We start from the raw sequence: 22481 nt of genomic DNA, 5'->3' as shown, positions 1-22481 counted from the left end.
AGGAATGACATTGGCAAAAAAAGTGAGATTAGCCGTTATCGGCGGCTCGCGCGGCGGGGCATTCGACAATGCGCTTTCGATACTCGCAGATCGCTTGGAGCTGACGGCTGTCTGCGATCTGAACGAAAAGGTTCTTCAGGACTGGAAGATAAAGTACCCCGAAATTATTACGTTTTCCAGCTATGATCAGCTATTGGAAAGTCCGTTGATCGATGCCATTTTCCTGGCGACCCCGATGTTGCTTCATGCCGATCAAGCGATTCAGGCGCTCCGCGCGGGGAAACACGTTCTGAGCGAAGTGATTGCCGCGCATACGATTGAAGACGGATGGAAGCTGATCGAAGCAGTAGAAGTGAGCGGCTTGAAGTACATGATGGCGGAAAATTACTGCTATACGCGCGAGAATAAAATGGTTCAGCAGATGGCTGACGCAGGCGCCTTCGGCGAGATTACCTATGCGGAATGCGGATACATTCACGATGTCCGGAATTTGCTGCATGGCGCGGACGGGAGCTTGACCTGGCGCGGACAATGTGTACACGATTTTAATGCTTGTACTTACCCGACTCATTCGCTCGGTCCGATCGCCAAGTGGCTCGGCATTGATCAATCTGGCGGTGATCGCTTCGAGGAATTGGTCACCTTCAATACCAAAAGCCGCTCGACGGCCAACTATTTTCGGGAACGGTTCGGACCGGATCACCCGGGCGCACAGCCCGATTTCTGGCGGCAGGGGGATAGCTCCACGACGCTTATCCGCACTAAGAAGGGCGTTGTCGTGTCGCTCCGCGTCGATATCCAGTCCTCCCGTCCGCACAATATGGTGCACTATGGGCTGCAAGGGACGGAAGGCGCGTATCTCGGGCCGCGCTTCGAAGGAGAAGACCCGCTCATTTGGCTGCACAACGAGGCTTCCGGCAATCCCGGAACCGATCCGCAATGGGATTCGCTGTGGAATCATAAGGCCAAATGGGATCATCCGGATTGGCGAGCGTGGGAGAAAGAAGCTCTCCATACCGGCCACGGCGGAGGCGATTTCTTTGTGATCCGGGAATTCGTCTCTGCCATACAGGAGGACAGGAAGCCTGCGGTCGACGTCTACGACGCGGTGACTTGGAGCTCGCTGTTCGCGCTGTCGTTGCAGTCGGTTTCTGGTGGCGGTTCGCCAGTGAAATTCGTCGATTATTATGGGAAAGTCAAAGACACCTGCATGGATTAGTGCTCCCCCTCCCGAAAAGTTGCCGACCTGCTTAAAGGACTAAACGATATTGGGCGGATCAATCAAACAAACAAGGCCACTCCTTCATCCGGACGGATGCAGGAGTGGCCTCTTGTGTCTTGCAAGCGCAATCGGTTTCTACATCGCCGACGATTTTCCGGAAATAAAGATGAAGAAAACGTTTTCTTTCCAAAAAACAAATCTGATGGCATACTGGATTTATAGTTAAAATATTACATTAAAGGAGTTGGTTTGATGATGAGGGCGAAAATAGTTGTTTTAACGACTTTGTTATTTAGTTTATTCGGCTCGCATGTTTTTGCCGCGCAACCGACAGACGCGGGAACTTTTCCGAACAACTGGTATTCCGATTACGGCTCCATCGGCTATTTTCCTCACAGCCAAAGCGGAACGACGCAGTTGAAAATCAAAACACAAGCCTCTTCAGCATGTCTGATGGATGCGTCTACGTTGTCCACGTTATCCACTTACGGCTTTGATCAGTGGGGCTCTTCGCTTTCGCTTAGCAGAACGTCGACAACGTCCAGCGATTATCATATTTTTACTACTTGCATAAGTGGGCTAGAGGCAACGGAATTGGGCTTACCTTCCAATACGGTCGGTTACTCTCCATGGGAAACGTCGGAAGTCTTGTATTACGCAAAGACAAACACCAATGTGACGAAGTACGTAGCCCGACTCGCGAAATCAAAGGTGTATCTGATTTGGAACGGCACAACCATGTTCTATTCGACAAACAAATGGAAGTCCATCATTGCCCATGAATATGGTCATGCTCTTGGGTATATCGGGCATGATTCAACCTCGAGCATCAACAACAAAGCTATTATGAGTTCCGCCGTCGGAACCTTCTATGATAGTTGGCAATTGACGGCTCCGACAACCAGGGATTTTACGCATATCCGAAACTCTTATCATAAATTTTACTCTTAAGGAGGAATGACGATGACCAAGAAAACAGTCGTTATCGCCCTTTCCGTTCTTGTGATCGGATGCTTTGTTTTATTCGCTAACAAGGGGTCGAAACCATGGCAGAATCCAGCTCTTCCAGTTCATAATGATTCGGCAACGGCTTCATCAGCTCCTTCCTTCCAAGCCATTGACGCCACTTACGGCGACTACTCGGACAGCCTGGAAGAAATGAGGAAAAACGCCGATGTCATTTTAATAGGTAAGCCCGTATCGGTGTTCGAGCAACGGGAATACGGAGTCATCTCGAATGTTGAAGTGGAAGAAACTTTAAAAGGACAATCATTCGAAAAGATCAGGCTCTATCAAATTGGAAGAGTCGACGAAGAGATGAAATCGGTCGGAGATGTGCTGGAATTCGGACAAATCTATGTTTTGTTTCTGGGGAAACAAGAAGACGGGGAGCCGGATACTTATTATGTAAAAGCCGGTTGGCAGGGGGCCTTTCTTCAACACTCCGATGGCACGCTCTCCAACAAGGACAGTACGATGAGCAAGGAGTTAACAGCCTTGCAACGTGCAAAAAGCGGCAAAAAGGCCGTAGACGCGCTTATCGACTTTGTTTCCGAAGGTCGGCCGTAGCTAACGGGCTGCTATGGCCGAATACACTTTGGGGCGAGAGGCCAGATTTACAAGGTTTGACCGCTATCCACTGTTATGATCTGACCGGTCATTGCCTCCTGTTCCAAGGCCGTGCAGATCATTGCAGCGATGTCTTCAGGTGTCGAAATGCGCTGTAAAGGAAGATTAGGCGCGAGACGGTTCATTTGCGCTTCCCTCCCAGTCCACCACCTTGTCGCGACGGCGCCGGGTACGATGCAGTTAACTCTTATATCAGGGGCGAGCGCACGTGCTAACGATTTCGTAAGTCCATGAACGGCTGCTTTGGACACGGCATAGGGAAGCGAGGAGCCTAATCCTGTTTGTCCAGCTATGCTACCAAGATTGACGATCGCACCATTCTGTTTCTTCATGAAGGGGGCAACAGCTCTCGCGCAGTAAAACATGCCTTTCACATTGACATCAAACAACTCATCCCATACTTCCCCGGTTGCTGCCTCCAGATTGTCCATAGGAATATGCCTGGTGATACTGGCATTATTAACAAGTAAATCTATTGTTCCGAATTGCTGAACGATAGTGTCGGTCATGTTCCGAACTTCTTCGTCCTGCGATACATCTGCTTGGACGGCTATAGCCCGCCCATCTTGATGGTTGATCAATCGAACGGTTTCTTCGGCATCGGTTCGGGAGCGTGAATAATTCACGGCAACGATGGCACCCCGCTTACCTAACATGAGACTTGTTGCTTTGCCAATCCCCGTGCCGCCGCCCGTAACAAGAACTACCTTGTTCTTCATTTCCATGTCGGACTCGCTCCTTACCGTAATTGGATCATTTTCATTGTAAGTTATCCTATTTGTTTTGTATAATTGAAGGAAATGAATGTTATATTCAAATATCTTGAATATAGATGGGGTTCGCAGTGGATCTAAAAATATTATATACGTTCCAACTGATAGTGAAATATAATAGCTTTGTCCGTGCGGCCAAAGAATTAAACTATGTGCAATCCACCGTCACGATGCAGATGCAAAAGCTTGAATCCGAATTGGGCGTTCAGTTGATCGATCGTGGAAATGGGAAAGAGTTCCGGTTGACAGAAGCAGGAAAATTATTTCACGACCAAAGCTTGCAAATTGTGAAGAATATGGAACAAATACAAGCGAGCTTGCTGAATATAAAAATGGGTGAAGCAGGAGATATTCGCATTGGAGTCACGGAGCCAACTGCAAGTTATCGCTTGCCTAATATTCTAAAGGGATTTATGTCGATGTATCCGAACATACGCATATCCGTCGAAATTGCAAGCACTCCGATACTGAGCGAGCGAATCCGTAGAGGAGATCTTGATTTTGCGCTGTGCTCACCACCGGATTTAATGACCGACCTGTATTTTGAATCTTTATTCAAGGAAGAGTTCGTGGCTATAATGCCTGAAAACCACCCGTTAGCGCTCAAGGAGGTACTCGCACCGGAGGATATTGGAGAGTTCCGCTTGCTCTTTACATCAGCGAGCTGTCCGTATCGTAGAAAGCTAGAGAGGGTTATGCAGGAAACGGGAAGCCTGATGATCGATACAATGGAGGTAGGGAGTATAACCGCCTTGAAATTTTTCGTGGAGAGCGGGTTAGGTATCGCATTTATCCCGAAGATTATAGCAGTACCCGCTGCTAGTGGAACAACAATAAGGACGACTAGCGGAAGCCTTATCAATATGACTTTGGGGGTTCTGTGCAAAGCATCTGTCTACCCATTGCAATCTGCTAGTCAAAAGCTTTATCAATATATTAAACAACATCTAAGTGACAAAACGGAAGCTGCTACGGGTGTCGAAAACCCTATAGAAACACTTGCGTTTTGACTACACCCAACGACCTAGAAAATTTCATCATTTTGAGAGAGGGGGAGTGTCCGCAGATGAAAAAGAGATCGCGTAAAAGCTTATCATCTGGTTACGGATACTCTATTGCTGTTTTTTTCTAGGGGCCATGCTTTACGGGGAAGTGTGTCCAAATGGTTCCATCAGAAAGCTTGAATAGCGAACATATTATCAAAGTGAATATCTGGGCCACTGAACAGATCGATTGGGATTTCTTTGACGCAGAGTGGGATAGCTTATTCAGGAATAAATATCCTGCGATGACAGTTGGCTATATAAGTGCATTGGGCTTGCCTGAGATTAAAATCGAAATCGAAATATGGGCTGCTAGCGTATAACAGAGCCTGATCCATATACTTCATCAAACCATGATCCTTGCAAGGATCAACATGGCTATTTCTGTGGCTCGCGGGTTCGACGTTCTTCTCGCTGCAGTCCTCGCTGCTCAATTGGATTGGATTTCGTGCATTGGGCATTCTTGTTATGCTTATGTTCTTCTCCATGCCGATTTTGAATATGGCACCAGAAATGTTGTCGCAAGGTTCCCGTTTTTGGCTCTATTCCTGGACTCCGCTTCGCTTTGCGGCGTCCGGCCTTCGCGAAGTCATGTACTTCGGAGGACTGGATGCGGTTAGCTCCAATGCGGCTGTGTTAGGGCTGATAGGCGGCGGATTTATCGCGTTGCTGCTCGCTTCAGGTTTGAAGAAACCATATCTTCCTTGATTTTTGGGAGAATATAGAATAATATAAGAACGTAAGTTCTCTTTTTGATTTGATATTCGGGAGGCTAACGATATGATTATCTTAGGCAATGAAACGCTTCATCGGTATAAAGAATTTATAGAGTGGACGGATACATTACGTGATTTGGACGATAACATTTGGTTAACTCCAATCGCAGAAGGGAAAGCAACCGTCGCGGGGATCGTCTCGCATCTTCTAAATTGGGATAACTATCTCATCAATAGGATTATTCCAGCTATTAGAAATGGCGAAGGAATGGTCTTTCCGAATTTTGATTCGTTCAACCAAAAGGCTTATGAGTATGCCCGTTCGGGCATTTCTAAAAACAGTTTGCTCGACGAATTCAAGCAAACCCGTCTTAAGCTGATAGAGATCCTGCTTACAGAGCCGGACGTTGCCGCTAAACATGTGACCGCTAACGGCGTAGAGAATTGCCCGCGTACTGGCACTCCCTACTCCTTGCTCTACATCATCTACGAATTTATAGAACATGACATTCATCATAAGAATCAAATTGTCCATGAGGGGAATATCGCTCGAACCCGGTCCGATGTCTAAGGAAGGAGATGGACATCGAATTTATTGTCTGCTATCATAGACGCATACAATTACAAAACATGGTTTTATAATATAAAACCATTAATGAGGAGGGGAGACAGAGAAAAGATATGCCCATCATTCAAGCACTGGATAGAGCGATGAAGATTATCGAATTATTCGATGAGCATTGTATGGAATATAAGCTGACTGAAATAAGCTCGGCCATGAACTTGCATAAGAGTACGGTTCATGCTTTGTTGAAAACGCTTCAAGCCCACCAATACATCGTACAAGACGAGGAGTCGGGGAAGTACCGCCTTGGGATGAGGTTTGTAGAGAAAGGGCAATTGCTTCTCAATCATTTTGATATACGGGAAATCGCGAGACCTCATCTAAGAGCTTTGTCTGCCGAGACCGGCCAGACGACGCATTTGGTTATTATGGACGGTAAAGAAGGCATATATATTGACAAGGTAGAGGGGCAGAAGGCTGCCATCCGCTATTCCCGGATTGGTCGCAGAGTATCCTTGCATAGCAGCGCGGTGGGGAAGGTATTGGCGGCTTTCCGGCCTATTGAAGAACAGATGCAGATGATGGCAGGGTATACGTTTGTCAAGCATACGGATAAGACGATCGATAACATCGAAGCTTTCATGAAAGAGCTGGAGGAAGTCAAGAAGCAGGGCTATGCGATTGACAATGAGGAGAATGAACCAGGGGTTCGCTGTGCCGCCGCTCCGATCTATAACCATAACGGGAAAGTGATCGCGGCGTTAAGCGTATCCACGATGGTGGCTCATGTGGACGATCTTGAACTCGAGCGACTAATCGCAATGCTGCAGGAGGAGAAGAGTCGCATTTCCCGGCAACTGGGTTATTTAATCTAGCTCAGGACAGATCGAATGGGAGTTCATGCGGTTCGATCTGTCTCTTGAAATCAGAACGTAGTTTTATATTATAAAACAAATGGTGATAAAATTGAGAATTATACGATATCGAAATGGCAAGGAATCTTGTATGGCAGCCGTAACCGACGCAGGCAAAGTATACCCGTTGGCGGATTCGGACTTCCTATCCTTCCTTGAAAGAATCGAGAAGGCCGGGAAGACACCGCTTGAAGACGTGGACGATCAAATCCGTTCAACTCGTCAGCTGGACAGGGAGTTGGATAGCCTTGAACTGCTTACGCCTGTGGATGCCCCGGAGGTATGGGCGGCCGGAGTGACGTATGAGCGCAGCAAGGAAGCAAGAAATTACGAGGCGACGGACGGCCGGATGGATGCAACGACCTTCTACGACAAAGTGTACGATGCGGAGAGGCCGGAATTGTTCTTGAAATCTACGGCGGCGCGAACGGTCGGCCCTCTTGATCCGGTTTGCTTAAGAAGCGACTCGAACTGGCAAGTTCCCGAGCCGGAGCTAGGGTTGGTATTAAATAAGCGCGGCGATATTGTAGGGTACATCATCGGCAACGATATGAGCTGCCGGGATATTGAAGGGGAGAATCCGTTATATCTTCCGCAAGCCAAGGTCTGGAAGCAATCCTGCTCGATCGGACCGACCATCCGATTGGCCGAAACGGTTCAGGATCCCTATCGGTTGCAGATTACTCTGCGGATCTATAGAGATGGAAAGAAAGTCGTCGACGAATCGGCAAGCACCGGACAACTTAAGCGCAAGCTGGAGGAACTGGTTTCCTTCCTGCGCAGGGATAATGTCGTATTCGACGGCACCGTTCTTCTTACGGGAACATGCATCGTTCCGCCGAATCAATTCACGCTTGCGCCTGGAGATAGGATTGAAATTGAAATCACTAGCCTTGGAACTCTAGTGAACACTGCTGTAATGACCTGATTAGCAATGAATAAAAGAGAGGACGATTATCATGACTAATATCCCCCCCCCGGTATATGACAACTATATTAATGGAGAATGGAGGAACTCCGAGAGCGGCAGAACACAGAAGAGTATCAATCCGGCAAATAAGAATGAAATCGTAGGGATCATCCCGGATTCGTCTAAACAGGATTTAGAGGATGCCGTTGCAGCTGCGAAGGCGGTCAGGCTCGCATGGCGTAAGCTTGCTGGAACAGATCGGGGAAATCTGTTATTCAAAGCCGCTGATATTATGGAAAGCAGAACGAATGAGATCGGTGAAGCGATGACCTTGGAAATGGGGAAGACATTACCCGAGGCGAAGGGAGAAACCGCACGCGGCGTAGCCATTTTGCGTTATTATGCAGGCGAAGGGATGCGTAAAATAGGCGATGTTATCCCTTCTTCCGATGCGGCTGCTTTCCTGTATACGACCAGATCGCCGCTCGGAACGGTAGGGGTAATCTCTCCTTGGAATTTCCCGGTGGCCATTCCCGTCTGGAAGCTGGCCCCTGCGCTCATCTATGGCAACTCGGTCGTATGGAAGCCGGCAACGGAAACAGCGGTCACGGCCGCAAAAGTGATGCAATGCTTCCACGATGCCGGATTCCCCGCAGGCGTGCTGAATATGGTCGTTGGGAGCGGCAGCGTCATTGGGCAAGGGATTGCTGAACATGCAGATATTAACGGGGTTACCTTTACCGGCTCCAATGCGGTTGGCCAAGCGGTAGGGCAAGCGGCGCTGTCGCGCGGAGCTAAGTATCAGCTTGAGATGGGCGGGAAAAATCCGATCATTATTGCGGCGGATGCGGACGTCGACCTGGCGGTTGAAGCGACGATTAGCGGAGGTCTTCGTTCTACGGGGCAGAAATGTACGGCGACCAGCCGAGTCATCGTGGTGAAGGACGTATACGAGGAGTTCAAGTCGAAGCTGGTTCAGAAGGTTGCCGAACTAAAGGTTGGGAATGGATTGAATGGACAAACGTGGCTGGGTCCGTGCGCGAATGAAAAGCAAATGGAAACGGTGCTCTCTTATATCCGCAAAGGTGTAGAAGAAGGGGCGGTATTGCTGTACGGGGGCACACGTCCTACGGATAGCGATTTATCCGATGGCTTCTATGTGACTCCTGCGATATTTGATAAAGTGACTTCGACAATGTCGATTGCTCAGGAAGAGATATTCGGACCTGTGCTTACCTTAATCGAAGTGAACGATATGCAAGAAGCGATAGAACTGGCGAACGATACCAAATACGGTCTTAGCGCATCAATTTATACTCGCAATATCGGCAACGCTTTGCAGTTCGTTCAAGAAGTGGAAGCAGGTCTTGTCCGTGTTAACGCAGAAACAGCCGGTGTTGAACTTCAAGCGCCGTTCGGCGGCATGAAGCAGTCCAGCTCGCATTCGAGAGAGCAAGGCCAGGCAGCCATTGAATTCTATACTTCGATTAAAACCGTATTCATTAAGCCGTAACGAAAGGACGACATAGGGAATGGATGGGGGAAGCACAAATTCGGGTTTCGAAACGATTATGGGGATGGACATCGATTCTTACTTTGATATCAATACACACGCTCCGGGGCCAGGCGGCTCATTGCCGCTTACCCCGGATATGCTGCGCCATTCGCCTAGCGGGGATCTATTCGGTTTGACGCAGAATGTCGGCATGGGATGGAATCCCGCGAAGCTTCTAGGGAAGCAAATCCTCATCCTTGGAACTCAGGGCGGAATTCGAGAGGAAGACGGTCGCCCCGTCGCGCTCGGGTATCATACGGGCCATTGGGAAGTTGGAATCTTGATGAAAGCCGCGGCCGAAGAAATCGCGACCCGCGGCGGAGTGCCCTTCGCGGGCTTCGTAAGCGATCCTTGCGATGGTCGTTCTCAAGGGACGACAGGTATGTTCGATTCATTGCCGTTCCGGAATGATGCCGCAATGGTATTAAGGCGTCTTATTCGTTCCCTGCCGCAACGTTCGGCTGTTCTGGGTGTAGGAACCTGCGACAAGGGATTGCCGTCCATGATGCTGGCTCTGGCAGGGATGAGCAAGCTTCCAGGCGTAATCGTTCCAGGCGGCGTTACCCTTCCGCCGACCCATGGCGAGGATGCCGGCAAGATTCAAACGATTGGCGCGAGATATACGAACGGTGAACTATCTCTGGAGGAAGCGGCTGAACTTGGCTGCCGCGCTTGCGCAACGCCAGGCGGAGGCTGTCAGTTTCTGGGGACGGCGGGGACGGCACAGGTTATTGCGGAGGCTCTCGGAATGACCGTACCTCATGCGGCACTGGCGCCGTCAGGACAGCCGGTGTGGGAGGAGATGGCAAGACAATCGGCGAGAGCTGCGCTCAAAATGGCGGAAATCGGACTGACGTCAGGCATGATCGTCACGGATCGCGCCATTCGTAATGCGATGGCCGTTCACGCGGCCTTCGGCGGCTCTACCAATCTGCTCCTCCATGTTCCTGCGATCGCCCATGCGGCCGGGCTTTCCATCCCTACGGTCGCGGATTGGGCGGCCATGAACCGCTCTGTACCGCGATTGGTTAGCGTTCTTCCTAATGGACCCGAGCACCACCCGACCGTAAGAGCTTTCCTTGCCGGCGGCGTGCCCGAGGTTATGCTGCATATGCGTAAGCTTGGCGTATTGGATGAGAAATCGCTTACGGTAACGGGCAATACGATCGGCGAGACGCTGGATTGGTGGGAATCGTCGGAACGACGTTACCGTATGCGCCGGCACTTGCACGAGAACGAAGGAATTGACCCCGATCGCGTGATCTTCAGTCCGGAACGTGCCCAACAAGCGGGATTGAGCTCTACAGTGACCTTCCCGACCGGAAATATTAGTCCCGAGGGCTCTGTCATTAAATCGACCGCTATTGATCCGTCAAGGGTTGACGGCGATGGCGTCTATCGCCACGTTGGCAGGGCGAAGGTGTTCACGACCGAACGCGCGGCAATTCATGCGATTAAGAACAAAGGCATCGTTGCCGGAGATATTATGGTACTCATTGGACGCGGCCCATCGGGTACCGGGATGGAAGAAACCTATCAGCTGACTTCAGCGCTTAAGCATCTGCCCTTTGGCAAGGATGTATCGCTGCTTACGGACGCTCGCTTCTCGGGAGTATCAACCGGCGCTTGTATTGGTCATATTGGGCCCGAAGCCTTGGCTGGCGGACCTGTCGGCAAGCTTCGCAACGGCGATTGGATCGATATTCGTATCGATTTGCATCGCTTAGAGGGGCATATCGAGATGATGGGCTGCGGCGAGGAACCGGAGGATTCGCAAGCCGGAACGAAAATATTAGCTTCCAGAATGCCTCATCCCGATCTTGCGAAAGACCCTGAACTTCCCGACGATACGCGACTGTGGGCAGCGCTGCAAGCAGCGAGCGGCGGCACTTGGCGGGGATGCGTCTATGACGTAGATCGGATTGTCAAGCTGCTGGAAGCCGGAATGAACACGGCGGAAGGTCGACAGATTATGAATTGATGATATTTTAATCTTGGGGGCCCCCAATTTTAGCGATCGCTCATTCAATTGTCTTTGATCTCATGCATATGAATAATGATGGTTGTCCCTTTGCCCATCTCGCTATTCAATTGAAATCGAGTTCCTTTAACTAGCGCAAGCTTTCTAAATGGATTAGTAAAGCCTAATCGCTCGTTACGCCCACGCAATAGCTCTTGCTGCTTTTCCGGTGGAATTCCGATCCCGTCATCTTCTATCGTGATTCTGATTTGCTGCTGCTCCCGCTCGATCGTAAGACGCAGCGTTCCGCCATCGTTTCTTTTGGTTATCCCGTGACGCACAGCGTTTTCCACTAGCGGCTGAAGGGTCAGTGCCGGGATAAAGGTGTGAATGGTTTCATCAATGTTATATTCGATTCGAAGTCTTTCTTCAAAGCGCATTTGTTCGATCGCCAAGTAAGCTTTCACTAATTGTATTTCTTCCTCCAAAGGGACAAGCGAGCGCTGCTTTTGGTAATCCAGCTTTCCCCGGAAATAGGTAGAGAGATGCTCTAATGCCGTTTGGGTTTTTTCCTGGTCAGACCAGCTTAGCGCAATAATCGAATTGAGTGTGTTGTACAAGAAATGCGGTGTAATCTGAGCGTAAAAGTAGCTGAGTTCATGCTCTACAGCATCGTGCGCTGATTTTTTCATTAATAGCAACGACTCGATTCGCATCTCTAATTCCTTCAAATTAACAGGCTTTTGCAAGTAATCGTTGGCCCCTAATTGGAAGGATATCACTAAGTCGGACAACTGTCCGGCTGCTGTTAATATGATAATAGGCAAATCCACCAAGTCCAGCTTCTGTCTTATCGTTTGGCAGACCTCATATCCCGTCATATGGGGCATCATCAAATCTAAAACCAATAGATCCACCTGTTCCGATTCAATGATGTCGAGTGCTTCCTGCCCGCTGCCTACTGCAATTACACTATAATGAAGCGAATGAAGCATATTAATAAGCGCCTTCAGGTTGGCAGGCTCGTCATCTACAACTAATAGGGTATACGGTTTTGATCCTTCCACTCTTGTAGACAGGGCAGGCTGCGACAGCTTCAACTCACGATCTAACCCTTGGGCAGTCGCAGCTTGTTCGTTCGCTACGAAGTTGCTTATTTCCTTATGTCCCATTAGTTGCTCGTTAGTAGCCAGCGGGACTGTGAAGGTGAAGCAAGAGCCCTTACCTATTTCGGAAGTTACCCAAATACGCCCGCCTGCACTCTCCACAATTTTCTTGGTAATGCTTAATCCCAGACCCAGTCCTTCCGATTCCCTGGCACGGCTGCTATCAACTTGATAGAAGGTTGTAAAGATGAGGTCGTGGTGCTCTGCAGCAATGCCCGGACCCGTATCCTCAACCGATATGTGCGCCTCTTCCTCCAGGATTCGAGCTGAGATCGCGATCGTTCCCTGTTTGGTGAATTTAAACGCATTGTAGATCAGATTAAAGAAAACTTGCTTTAGCTTCTGCTCATCCGTGTAAACAAGCGGCAAATTTGCCGGGATCTTATTGATGATTTGAACAGACGGAGAGGGGGGCATGACATAGGCAATCTCAGCGAGCACTTCTTCAACCATTCGGATATCGATCGGTTTGGCTGTAAAAGAAACCTCGCCTCGCTTTATTTTAGAAATGAATGAAAGATCCTTAACCAACCCTGCCAATCTTCTGCTAACCGAGTGTATTAATATTGCGCTTTCTTGCTGTTTCCTTTTCAAAGGTCCCTCTACCCCCTCCAGCAGCGATTGTGAAAGATTCATAATCCCATGGAGCGGAGTGCCAAGCTCATGTGAGGTTTTGACCAGAAATTCATCCTTCATGCGGTCGAATTCAAGCAATTCGTTCGACATTTCCTCTACTTTATTATACGCCTGCTGAGAACGGTGACTCAGTAATAGCGCCAAACTCATCACCATAATTAAGAATAAAAGAAATGACGGTATTTCGATATCCACCTCAAATAGCAGGACAATGAGAAGCAGGATACCATAAAGACCAAAAGTATAAACAACGATCAGCACATAGTTGGACTCATCCGTTTTTTGCCTGTAGGCTTTCAGCAGCATGATAAAAATATACACGTAACCGATAGCGGTAGTCCCTGAAACAATGAGTTGAATGAGCGTAAATGAAACGTTTACCATTAGATCGATCGTCATGCTTAACGTAAATACAGCCAAGGCCTGAATTCCAAGCATTGCGCTTAATGCGGCGACGATCCTTCTGCTGGCGGTCCTGTTGAAGAAATGATACACAAACAATAGGAAAAACAATACGAAAAGCGTGAGTGAGATGGCTTGTATTACTAGTTGAGAAGAGGGGCCTAACTCCGGAAACAGTAAGTAGATCCACCTTTCATTTATCGTCGATATGTGTAAAGCCTGCGCTAAACAGAATAGACTGAAATAGAGCTCATACCGAAATCTCCGTTTGTGTTGTAAATAGGCCGTAAAGTATATAAACGAAAACAGCAGATAACCGGAAATGAGAAAGGCTTCCGTGAATTTTACGCGTCCTTGTTTGGTTAATATTTGATCGGCTAGACCGAAATCGATCGAACTGACAATCCCGCCAACAGCATAGTCATAATTGGCAACGAGGATAACAAGCTCTATTTGTTTGTTTTTACTGTTTCCCAGCACGACATACTTTTTGTAATCGAAGCGATATTCTTCGGCTCTTTGGGAAGGAACGCCTGCCGAGCCAAGCTCCTGCCCGTTTATAAACACTCTATTAGCATTGCGAATCGTATTCAGCTTGACGCCATACAGGTCATCTTCCGGAACATGGATAAGCAAGCGATACGTGCCTGTCCCGTATGGAGCTGCCTTCTCGGATTTATAGCGATTCCATGCTGCGGGTACGGGTATGGATTGGCGTTGAGTCTTATAACGATCAAAAACATCCTCGTCCGGGTTTGGGGCGATTAATTGTTCCGGATAGAAGTCCCATTCTCCATCAAGCTCAAGTTCATTCTGACGATCCCAATGCTCCAACGAAAGAACGCCGTTGTTCGCCGTGAATGTATTATTGGATTCGAATATGCGAAAGGAATGAAGAACAAAGTACGTCGTCAAGAGAGTGATAGCGATTAGAATTAGAGAGAGAAACTTTCTATTTTTCACACAGCCAATTCCTTTCAATAGGGGTACTGCGGTATGGGCTATCTCTCAATAGTATCGTCAATAACTCGTAAAAACTTTAAGAGCCGCATTACCTGTACTGCAAGAGCGAGTTTAAAGTTTTCTTTGTAATTCACAAGTTGTCCCAACTGCCCTGCTAGAATAGAGGAGAAAAATCGACATCATTTTTCCTATATCCAGCTATGAGAAGGGATGAACAAGTGTGAAGAAGGCAAAAAAATGGGGATGGACGTCGAAATCACGGCTTCTGGCGTGGATGCTGATCGTCAGCATGATCGTGACCGTACTGCCTGTACAGCAGGCGGCAGGGGCCGAACTCCCAGTACAGCGGGCGATAGAGCCCGAGCTGCTGATGCAGCAGGTGGCAGCGGTAGAACCAAGCGGATTCCAGGATGTGAGACCAACGGACTGGTTCTACGAAGCGGCCGCCTATGTCCGGAAGAATGGTATATTCAGCGGAACGGGCGGCGGTCTCTTCTCGCCCAAGGGAACGATGACGCGCGCCATGTATGTGACGGCGCTTGGACGAATGGCCGGCGTGGATGTAAGCGAGTATTCCACCACGAGCTTTGCCGACGTGCCGGAGGGCATTTGGTATGCGCCCTATGTCGCGTGGGCGGTTAAGAAGGGGATTACTTCCGGCACGGGAGCTCGCAATTTCTCTCCGGATGCAACCGTGTCCCGGGAGCAGATGGCGGCGCTGACTTTGCGCTACTTTGAAAGCTATCGGATTCCCTATCTAACTGGCAATCCCGTAACTACGCAGCCAGGCGATCTCGCGAACGTGTCTTCTTGGGCGGCGGATGCAGTTGTGAAGCTGTGGCAAGCGGGGGTGTTCGACGGGGATAGCAATGGCAATTTCAATCCACATCAACAGGCGACTCGTGCGGAAGCGGCTGTTTTCTTCATGCGCAACAACGCGATTGTGGAGGTGTGGAAAAATCAGAATCCAACAGCACCGACGCCGACGCCGACACCGATGCCGACACCGACACCGACACCGATGCCGACATCCGGACCCGGCGGGGGCGGTGGTGGCTCAGGCAGCGGCGGAAGTGGCGGCAATATCAATAACTCTCAGCATTTAATTACGTTCGAGAGCAACGGAGGTACTGCGGTTACTAGCCAGACGGTGAAATATGGCTCCAAGGCTGTGGAACCTGAAGTACCGACAAAGACAGGTTACACGTTCGGCGGGTGGTACAGCGACAGCATATTGAGAAATGCCTATAGCTTCACTACAACGGTGACGGATAACATTACGTTGTACGCGAAGTGGCTTGCCCGCTACACGATGAGCTTCGATAGTAACGGCGGGTCGGCGGTAGCTGATCAGACGGTGAACGAAGGCGCTAAGGTTGCGGCACCTAGCGCACCGACGAAGAACGGTTATGTGTTCAGCGGCTGGTACAGTGATAGCGACTTGACGATCGCATACGACTTCACCACAGCTGTGGTGAAGGGTAATATCACTTTGTATGCCAAATGGTCGATTGACAAAAAAAATAGCTATACGGTAAAGTTCATCAGCAACGGTGGTACGGGAGTGGTTGACCAGTCGGTGGAAGAAGGCGCCGTGGCTGCGGCACCCGACGCCCCAACGCGGGCAGGTTATACGTTCGGCGGCTGGTACAGCGATAGCAACTTGACAAGCTACTACGGTTTTACGGCAGCGGTTACGGGCAACATTACGTTGTATGCCAAGTGGCTTGCCCACTACACAGTGAGCTTTGACAGTAAAGGAGGCTCGGCGGTAGCTGCCCAAACGGTACGAGAAGGGGAAGCGCTGAGTAAACTGCCTGCCCCGGCGAAAGAGGGGTATATCTTCCAAGGATGGTTCAGGGACAGCGATTTGTCGCTGATCTTCGCGGAGGGAAGTAGCGTTACCGAGGATACGAAGTTGTATGCGAAGTATATCGATAGTGTGAGTAAAGCCATACAGAGCATTCCCAGCTACTCGGTGCTGAATGTGGCGCCGAGCTTCACGATCGCTGTCAACGATGCGAGCGGCAGCCTGACGGCACTCGATGTGCAAGAGCGTATAACGTTCGAGGATACCTCTGACCCTGATTTCGCGGGGATTACCGTCACCGGCGGGAACGGTCTCTTCACGGTAGCGTCCGCAGCCGAAGACAGTCTGTTCACAGAAGGCAATACCTATCAACTGACGTTGACGGACGACAATCTGTCTTTCCAAGGTCAAGATGCGACGACGAGCATCTATGTGTTCAGCGTTGCCAAACAAGCAGTCATGAAAATTCCGCTCAATCCGAATTTGATCTATCTGCCCTTCGCAGATGTCACGAATATGATGCTCGATGGCGCGGAAGTCGGTTCGCCCGCCATTCCGGTAGTCACGACAACGGTGGGCGGCAGCGAAAGCGGTCTGGCCGCAGCGAATGCGGGCAGCGGAACGTTCACGTATACCGGAAGCGCTGTGACGATTCAAGTTGGCGATACCGTTGCCATCTATGAAGGGGTTCGTCCCGACTTGCGCACGGTAGGCACAACCGGCGCCGCCGACGGCGCTGTCGCCTACGTCCAGATTACAGCGGTGAACGGTACGACCTACACCTATGATCACGCGGATGTCAAGCAAGTGTTGTTCAAGCCGGATGTGCTTCCTGTGAGCGTAGAAGCGGACACGGACGGAGATCCGAACAACCGTTCCATCACGGTAGCGCACACCGCGATGAACTACAGCGACAGTGGGTATGCGCCACTCGGCTTGAGCGAGCTTACTACCGTTGATGTGGGGGATTTTATCGCTTTCTATGAGGGTGCAAAAGTCGAAGATGCCTCCAGAGTAATCGGTTATGGACGTATTACGTCGATTACGCCCGCAGCGGAGATGGACGTTATTACATATGACTATGCCACGGAAGAAGAGATCAAGCATACTTTCGACATCTATCAGCAGCAAGCGATTGATGGCGATACGCTGCTGTCGGATGAGGAGATCGCCCAGCTTGAGGATCAAATTGAGCAGCAAGCGCTCGCTAGCGGATTCGTCGATCAAGCCGCGGACTATCTCTCTACTCTGGCCACGGAGACAGATGCCTTCAAGACGCTGATGGAAGTGAATATGCTATCGGCCAAAGCCGTGGGTAAAGTAAAAGTAGAGAATCTGACCGTCGTCGCTTCACTTAGTACGAAAGTGAAGAATATTTCCGGACAAACTTCCGGAGTCAGCGCTTCGCTTCAAGTCGGAGCCGATATTGTCATTCGGATCCACGAAGAGAGCGACCTCGTCATTCATATGACCGGCACGTTTCTTCAGGAGATCAGTTTGAATCTCGGCGTCAATGGGGGGACGGAATGGGGAGAGGCCTGCGTGTGGATTCTCTGCGTGCCTTACCCGCGCGATTATCGGATCACCGCCAATCTGGATGCCTATAGCTATACAGGGCTCAACATTACGGCTAAGATCGCTACCGTCGAACATGATAAGCTACAGGATGTGCTGGACGACTGGGATAAAGCACTTTACGACGGCAAGCTAGGCAAGATGCGCGACATTGCGACAGAGATTCAAGCGCTGCTCGACGGCGTGCAAGATGCGTCCGTAGACATAGCGGCACTGAAGGAACAATATAAAGAGATGTTGGAGGACGACACCGAGTGGGTGCCGTTAATCAAGAAGAAGCTCTTTGAGCAGAGCGTGCGTGTGGTTTTTGGCCTCATTGAAGTCAACTTCTCAGCAGAGTTCGTGGTCAGCGCCAAAGTGAACCTGACGATCGGGGCTGATTTCAACTACACGACGGCCAAGCGCTTCTCCGCTACCGTGCGCGTGCTTAGTTTCACAGCCACGAGCAGTACCGTAAGCTTGCCAGGCGACGGCAATTACCAGTTTACGTTCTATGTCATGGGGACGATCGGATTGCGGGCGGGCATTCAACTGGAGCTGAAAGCGGGAATTGGCAGCGTTAAGCTCAATAGCATCGGGATTTCGGTTGAACCTGGAGCCTATGTGAACTTATGGGGATATTTTTACTATCAACTAAAAAATGTGGATGGCGTGCGATCCACTAAATCTTTGGGCGCCCTGTTTGTGGAGATGGGTATCTATCTGGAAAGTGCAATAGGCGCCTCACTGGGCGATGGATTGCTCTCGACCAGCGTGCCGATCTACAACAACACATGGCCGCTGTACTCGGTAGGGGAGCAACTGAACGTCGATGATTTCGCCTATCCGCAGGATGATAAACTCGGAGTCACTTTGTCAGGCTCCGCCACCTATACGTTTGTGCCCAAGTCATGGCTCACGATGAGCATATTCGATTTGAAGACGGGTGAGACGGATACCCAGACGTATGACCCTTCAAGATTCGATATTCAGGTCGATAATCCGAGTTTCAGATATGACAGGTATACCCAGAAGATCGAAGTGGTGAACAAGAACAATCCGGTGAGCGAGGGCAATCTGGTGATCACCTGGAAGGGGGCGCCGCTGTCCTTCACGTCCGAGCCGCTCCAGCGCGTAATTCCGCTCACCTATCTCGCCAGGAAGGGCGACTATACGCTGCAATTGCATCCACAGAATGGCAAAGCGACGCAGGTGGTCACTGCCGCGTACAACGCGGTGGTTAACGCGGCAACCCCGATATATGCGGGATACACGTTTGACGGCTGGTATACGGCTGCTTCCGGCGGCGCGCAGGTGACAATTCCGAGCCGCATGCCGGCGGAGGATGTCACGCTGTACGCGCATTGGACGGCGAACACGGATACGCCGTATACGGTTCAACATTATTTGATCGACGCGAACACCCGAACAGCGACAACTCCCGAATATACGGAATCGAAGACCGGAACAACCGATACGGAGATCCGGATCAACTCGAACAAGTACGAGGGTCAGGGCTATATGAGCAGCACATTAAGCGGTGTGTTAATCAAGGGTGACGGCTCGACGGTTGCCAAGCTGTATTACTACCCGGCGAATCGCAAGATGACGTTCGATCTGGGCTATGCGGGCGCTCCTGGCAGTACGTTCACAGAACTGGTCGGCAAGAACATCGCCGCACGGATTCCGCAGCCGACAAGGCAAGGGTATACGTTCTCCGGCTGGTCGCCGGAAGTTCCGGGCACGATGCCGAATGCGGACACCGCCTATACCGCGAAGTGGACAGCGAGAGCGGACACGCCTTACCAAGTCGTCTATTTGCTGCAAAATATCGGAAGCGACACGTATACGGTTGCGGATACGGAATCGTATCGCGGGACGACTGGTGCGATGGCCGATACGACAACTGTAACGCTCAAATCCTATGCGGGCTTTACGATCGACCACAGCGTGCCGGGAACGTTACAGGCGGCCGTAATCAAGGGCGATGGCACGACGGTTCTGAAGGTGTACTATAAGCGCAATAATTACGCGATGACGCTGGATTACAATGGAGCCGGTATCGCGACACAAACTGTTAACGTGCCGTATGGGGCAACGACATCGTTACATTTGGGCGATCCGGCCTGGCAGGGGCATACGTTCGCGGGATGGTCGCCTGCCCCTCCGGCAACAATGCCTTCGGACAATGTTACGCTCACCGCTCAGTGGACGCTGAACAGCTACACGGTGAGCTTCGATAGTGGCGGCGGGTCGACGGTGAATGCTCAGACGATCGGATATGGCTTCAAGGCAAGCTTGCCGGATGCGCCGACGCAGGACGGCATGGCATTCGCCGGTTGGTACAGCGACAGGAGCCTGACAACGGCTTACGACTTCACGTCAGCGGTAGTGACGGCGGACGTGACGTTGTACGCGAAGTGGCTGCATCGCTACACGGTAAGCTTCGATAGCAAGGGCGGGTCGGCTGTGACAAGCCAGACAGTGAACGAGGGCGCCCAAGCTACGGCGCCAGTCGCGCCAACGCTGGAAGGTTATGTATTCAGCGGCTGGTACAGAGAAAGCGCCTTGATGAACGCTTATGACTTCACGACAGCGGTGGTGACGGCTAACCTCACACTATATGCGAAGTGGTCGATTGTTCAGAAAAACCGCTACACTTTGAGCTTCGACAGTAAAGGCGGCACGGCGGTGGCTGACCAGACGGTGGAAGAAGGCGCAGTGGCTGTGGCGCCTACCGCGCCGACGAGAGTCGGTTATACATTCGACGGCTGGTATAGCAATAGCGGCTTGACCGACGCTTACGGCTTCACCGCAGCGGTGACGGGCGACCTCATGCTGTACGCGAAGTGGACGATAAATAGTTACTGGGTGAGCTTCGTTAGCAATGGCGGATCGAGCGTGGATTCCCAACAAGTAAATCATGGATATACGGCTGTAGCGCCAGTCGCTCCGACGCGCGCAGGCTATGCGTTCAAAGGCTGGTACACAACTGCCGCTCTGAACACAGCCTACGATTTTGCGACAGTGGTGACGGCAAACCGTACGCTATTTGCCAAGTGGACTGCAGTTTATACCGTCAGCTTCAACAGTGACGGCGGGTCGAGTGTGGCTGACCAGCAGGTAGAATATGGCGGCACGGCAACGATGCCTGCCACACCGACGAAGAGCGGCTATACGTTCGGCGGTTGGTTCAGCAACAGCGGTTTGACGGATGGCTACAGCTTCACAGCGCCGGTGACGGGGTATGTCAGGTTGTACGCGAAGTGGACATTGAATAGCTACACGGTAAGCTTCAACAGCAACGGCGGGACGGCGGTGACGAGCCAGACGGTGAGTGTTGGCGGCACGGCGACGGCTCCTAATGCGCCGGTTCGGGCCGGTCATACTTTTGAGGGCTGGTACATCGATCTCGCCGGGACGACTGCCTATGACTTCGCGACTGCGGTGACGACGGATATTACGCTGTACGCGAAGTGGACGCAGTCCGCGTGGCAGCAAGTAGGTGACATAGTTGGATCAGGTTATGTATCAAGACTCGTATTCGACAGTCGGGGCACTCCTTATGTCACTTATGTGACTGACCCATATGGCGCACCTGGCCGACCGACACAAATTGTCGTGAAGAAATACGAGCAAGGCGCGTGGAGGAACGCCGAGGGTACTCCTCTCGACAGGACCTCTTCTAATTACGCGTTCGCGCTGGATCGCGCCGATGTTCCTTATCTTGTTTCACAGGGAAAAAATTCAAGCGGTGAAGATGCGTTAGTGGTGGATAAATATAAAGGCAGCAAATGGGAACGTGTAGGCAGCAGGGCGTTTCCTTTCACCTATGCAACCATTGCGTTAGACAACGGGAACACTCCTTATTTGGCTCATAGCGGCTGGGTGATGAACGCGGATCCATTAATTGTAGTGAAGTATGAGGAAGGCAATGGGGGAGAGCAAGGGGATTGGCGAGATGTAAGCGGCGGCGAAACGTTAAAGCTGGCTAGCAAGCGCCCGACCATCGCGTTCGATCGGAACGATACGCCCTATCTATTCCATCTATACGATAAAAACCCTAACGACTCCAGAGAAGGTATGCAGTGGATTGTGATGAAGTACGAAGCAAACGGGTGGAGGACGCTCGGCACAGACAATACGGACATAGCATCGTTTGCGCTTGCTCCGGACGGCACACCTTATGTCGTTTACAGAGATCAGAGCGCTGCAGGAGATCCAACGTCTGAATTTATTGTGAAGAGATATGATTCTGTTAACGAAACCTGGCAGCTTGTCGGTGATCCCGGCGCATTCAAGATCGGTTGGACGACATCTGGCCTAGGGTTCTTCACAACCAGGATCAATATCGCCTTCGACGGATTGGGCGCCCCTTATGTTCTGTATCAGGATGCGCTCACGGGCGGCAAGTTGAGCGTAGTTAAATACGACGAGGAAGAGTGGAGCTATGTAGGCAATAGTGGCTTCTCTGTGAGTAATCTCCGGGACGCACAGCTTGCGATCGACAACAACGACAATATGTATGTCATCTATACGCACAACCAAAACGGCGAAACCGCCCCAAGCGCAGTGACCGTATTGAAGTATGATCCGCAGGGGCAGTCCGTCTCTCCGTAATCTTCAGTCATCTTCGCCGGCACAGAACGGCAGAACAGCCTGC

12 protein-coding genes and 1 pseudogene are annotated in these 22481 nt (G+C 50.7%); 11 read left to right on the top strand and 2 right to left on the bottom strand.

Features of this window, described 5'->3' with window-relative positions:
- Positions 1-10: 10 nt before the first annotated feature.
- The 3 genes from J4772_RS24450 to J4772_RS24440 all read left to right on the top strand — a co-directional run bounded on the left by J4772_RS24450 (position 11) and on the right by J4772_RS24440 (position 2791).
- On the top strand, positions 11-1219 hold the full coding sequence (locus J4772_RS24450) for a Gfo/Idh/MocA family protein (RefSeq protein WP_209071787.1): 1209 nt from the start codon (positions 11-13) through the stop codon (positions 1217-1219).
- 255 nt (positions 1220-1474) lie between these two features.
- A complete protein-coding gene (locus tag J4772_RS24445; protein WP_209071786.1) occupies positions 1475-2173 on the top strand; it encodes a hypothetical protein in 699 nt (232 codons plus the stop codon).
- A gap of 12 nt (positions 2174-2185) precedes the next feature.
- Positions 2186-2791 (top strand): hypothetical protein, encoded by a 606-nt coding sequence (locus J4772_RS24440; protein ID WP_209071785.1) that lies wholly within the window; start codon positions 2186-2188, stop codon positions 2789-2791.
- A 47-nt stretch (positions 2792-2838) separates the two neighbouring features.
- Here J4772_RS24440 and J4772_RS24435 read toward each other — a convergent pair whose 3' ends face one another.
- A complete protein-coding gene (locus J4772_RS24435) occupies positions 2839-3576 on the bottom strand; it encodes an SDR family NAD(P)-dependent oxidoreductase (RefSeq protein ID WP_209071784.1) in 738 nt (245 codons plus the stop codon).
- A 119-nt stretch (positions 3577-3695) separates the two neighbouring features.
- On the opposite strand from J4772_RS24435, the gene J4772_RS24430 reads away from it, so the two are divergent.
- The 7 genes and pseudogenes from J4772_RS24430 (at position 3696) to J4772_RS24400 (ending at position 11308) form a co-directional block, all read left to right on the top strand.
- On the top strand, positions 3696-4634 hold the full coding sequence (locus J4772_RS24430; protein ID WP_209071783.1) for a LysR family transcriptional regulator: 939 nt from the start codon (positions 3696-3698) through the stop codon (positions 4632-4634).
- A gap of 152 nt (positions 4635-4786) precedes the next feature.
- Positions 4787-4990, top strand: a pseudogene (locus tag J4772_RS24425) (RidA family protein); the annotation flags it as partial.
- Positions 4991-5447: 457 nt separating this feature from the next.
- A complete protein-coding gene (locus J4772_RS24420; protein WP_209071782.1) occupies positions 5448-5954 on the top strand; it encodes a DinB family protein in 507 nt (168 codons plus the stop codon).
- Between the two features lie 110 nt (positions 5955-6064).
- A complete protein-coding gene (locus J4772_RS24415; protein WP_209071781.1) occupies positions 6065-6823 on the top strand; it encodes an IclR family transcriptional regulator in 759 nt (252 codons plus the stop codon).
- A gap of 91 nt (positions 6824-6914) precedes the next feature.
- A complete protein-coding gene (locus J4772_RS24410) occupies positions 6915-7790 on the top strand; it encodes a fumarylacetoacetate hydrolase family protein (RefSeq protein WP_209071780.1) in 876 nt (291 codons plus the stop codon).
- 31 nt (positions 7791-7821) lie between these two features.
- Entirely contained in the window at positions 7822-9285 is a 1464-nt protein-coding gene (gucD, locus tag J4772_RS24405; RefSeq protein ID WP_209071779.1) for an alpha-ketoglutaric semialdehyde dehydrogenase GucD, read from the top strand.
- Positions 9286-9304: 19 nt separating this feature from the next.
- Positions 9305-11308: a YjhG/YagF family D-xylonate dehydratase gene (locus J4772_RS24400; protein ID WP_371822735.1), complete on the top strand. Its 2004-nt coding sequence runs from the start codon at positions 9305-9307 to the stop codon at positions 11306-11308.
- Between the two features lie 44 nt (positions 11309-11352).
- Here J4772_RS24400 and J4772_RS24395 read toward each other — a convergent pair whose 3' ends face one another.
- Entirely contained in the window at positions 11353-14325 is a 2973-nt protein-coding gene (locus J4772_RS24395; protein ID WP_209071778.1) for an ATP-binding protein, read from the bottom strand.
- 349 nt (positions 14326-14674) lie between these two features.
- On the opposite strand from J4772_RS24395, the gene J4772_RS24390 reads away from it, so the two are divergent.
- Positions 14675-22438, top strand: coding sequence for an InlB B-repeat-containing protein (locus J4772_RS24390; protein ID WP_209071777.1), 7764 nt, complete (start codon positions 14675-14677; stop codon positions 22436-22438).
- Positions 22439-22481: the final 43 nt, after the last annotated feature.

Origin of the sequence: Cohnella sp. LGH, from assembly GCF_017671885.1 — a bacterium.
Classification (GTDB): domain Bacteria; phylum Bacillota; class Bacilli; order Paenibacillales; family Paenibacillaceae; genus Cohnella; species Cohnella phaseoli.
Note: the sequence above shows the minus strand (reverse complement) of the source record. Positions and strands in the feature narration are given on the sequence as shown.

What these genes read in the sequence shown, in the direction of transcription:
- J4772_RS24445 (WP_209071786.1), top strand. Translation starts at nt 1,475, where the DNA reads ATGATGAGGGCGAAAATAGTTGTTTTAACGACTTTGTTATTTAGTTTA.
- J4772_RS24440 (WP_209071785.1), top strand. Translation starts at nt 2,186, where the DNA reads ATGACCAAGAAAACAGTCGTTATCGCCCTTTCCGTTCTTGTGATCGGA.
- J4772_RS24435 (WP_209071784.1), bottom strand. Translation starts at nt 3,576, where the DNA reads ATGGAAATGAAGAACAAGGTAGTTCTTGTTACGGGCGGCGGCACGGGG.
- J4772_RS24420 (WP_209071782.1), top strand. Translation starts at nt 5,448, where the DNA reads ATGATTATCTTAGGCAATGAAACGCTTCATCGGTATAAAGAATTTATA.
- J4772_RS24415 (WP_209071781.1), top strand. Translation starts at nt 6,065, where the DNA reads ATGCCCATCATTCAAGCACTGGATAGAGCGATGAAGATTATCGAATTA.
- gucD (WP_209071779.1), top strand. Translation starts at nt 7,822, where the DNA reads ATGACTAATATCCCCCCCCCGGTATATGACAACTATATTAATGGAGAA.
- J4772_RS24400 (WP_371822735.1), top strand. Translation starts at nt 9,305, where the DNA reads ATGGATGGGGGAAGCACAAATTCGGGTTTCGAAACGATTATGGGGATG.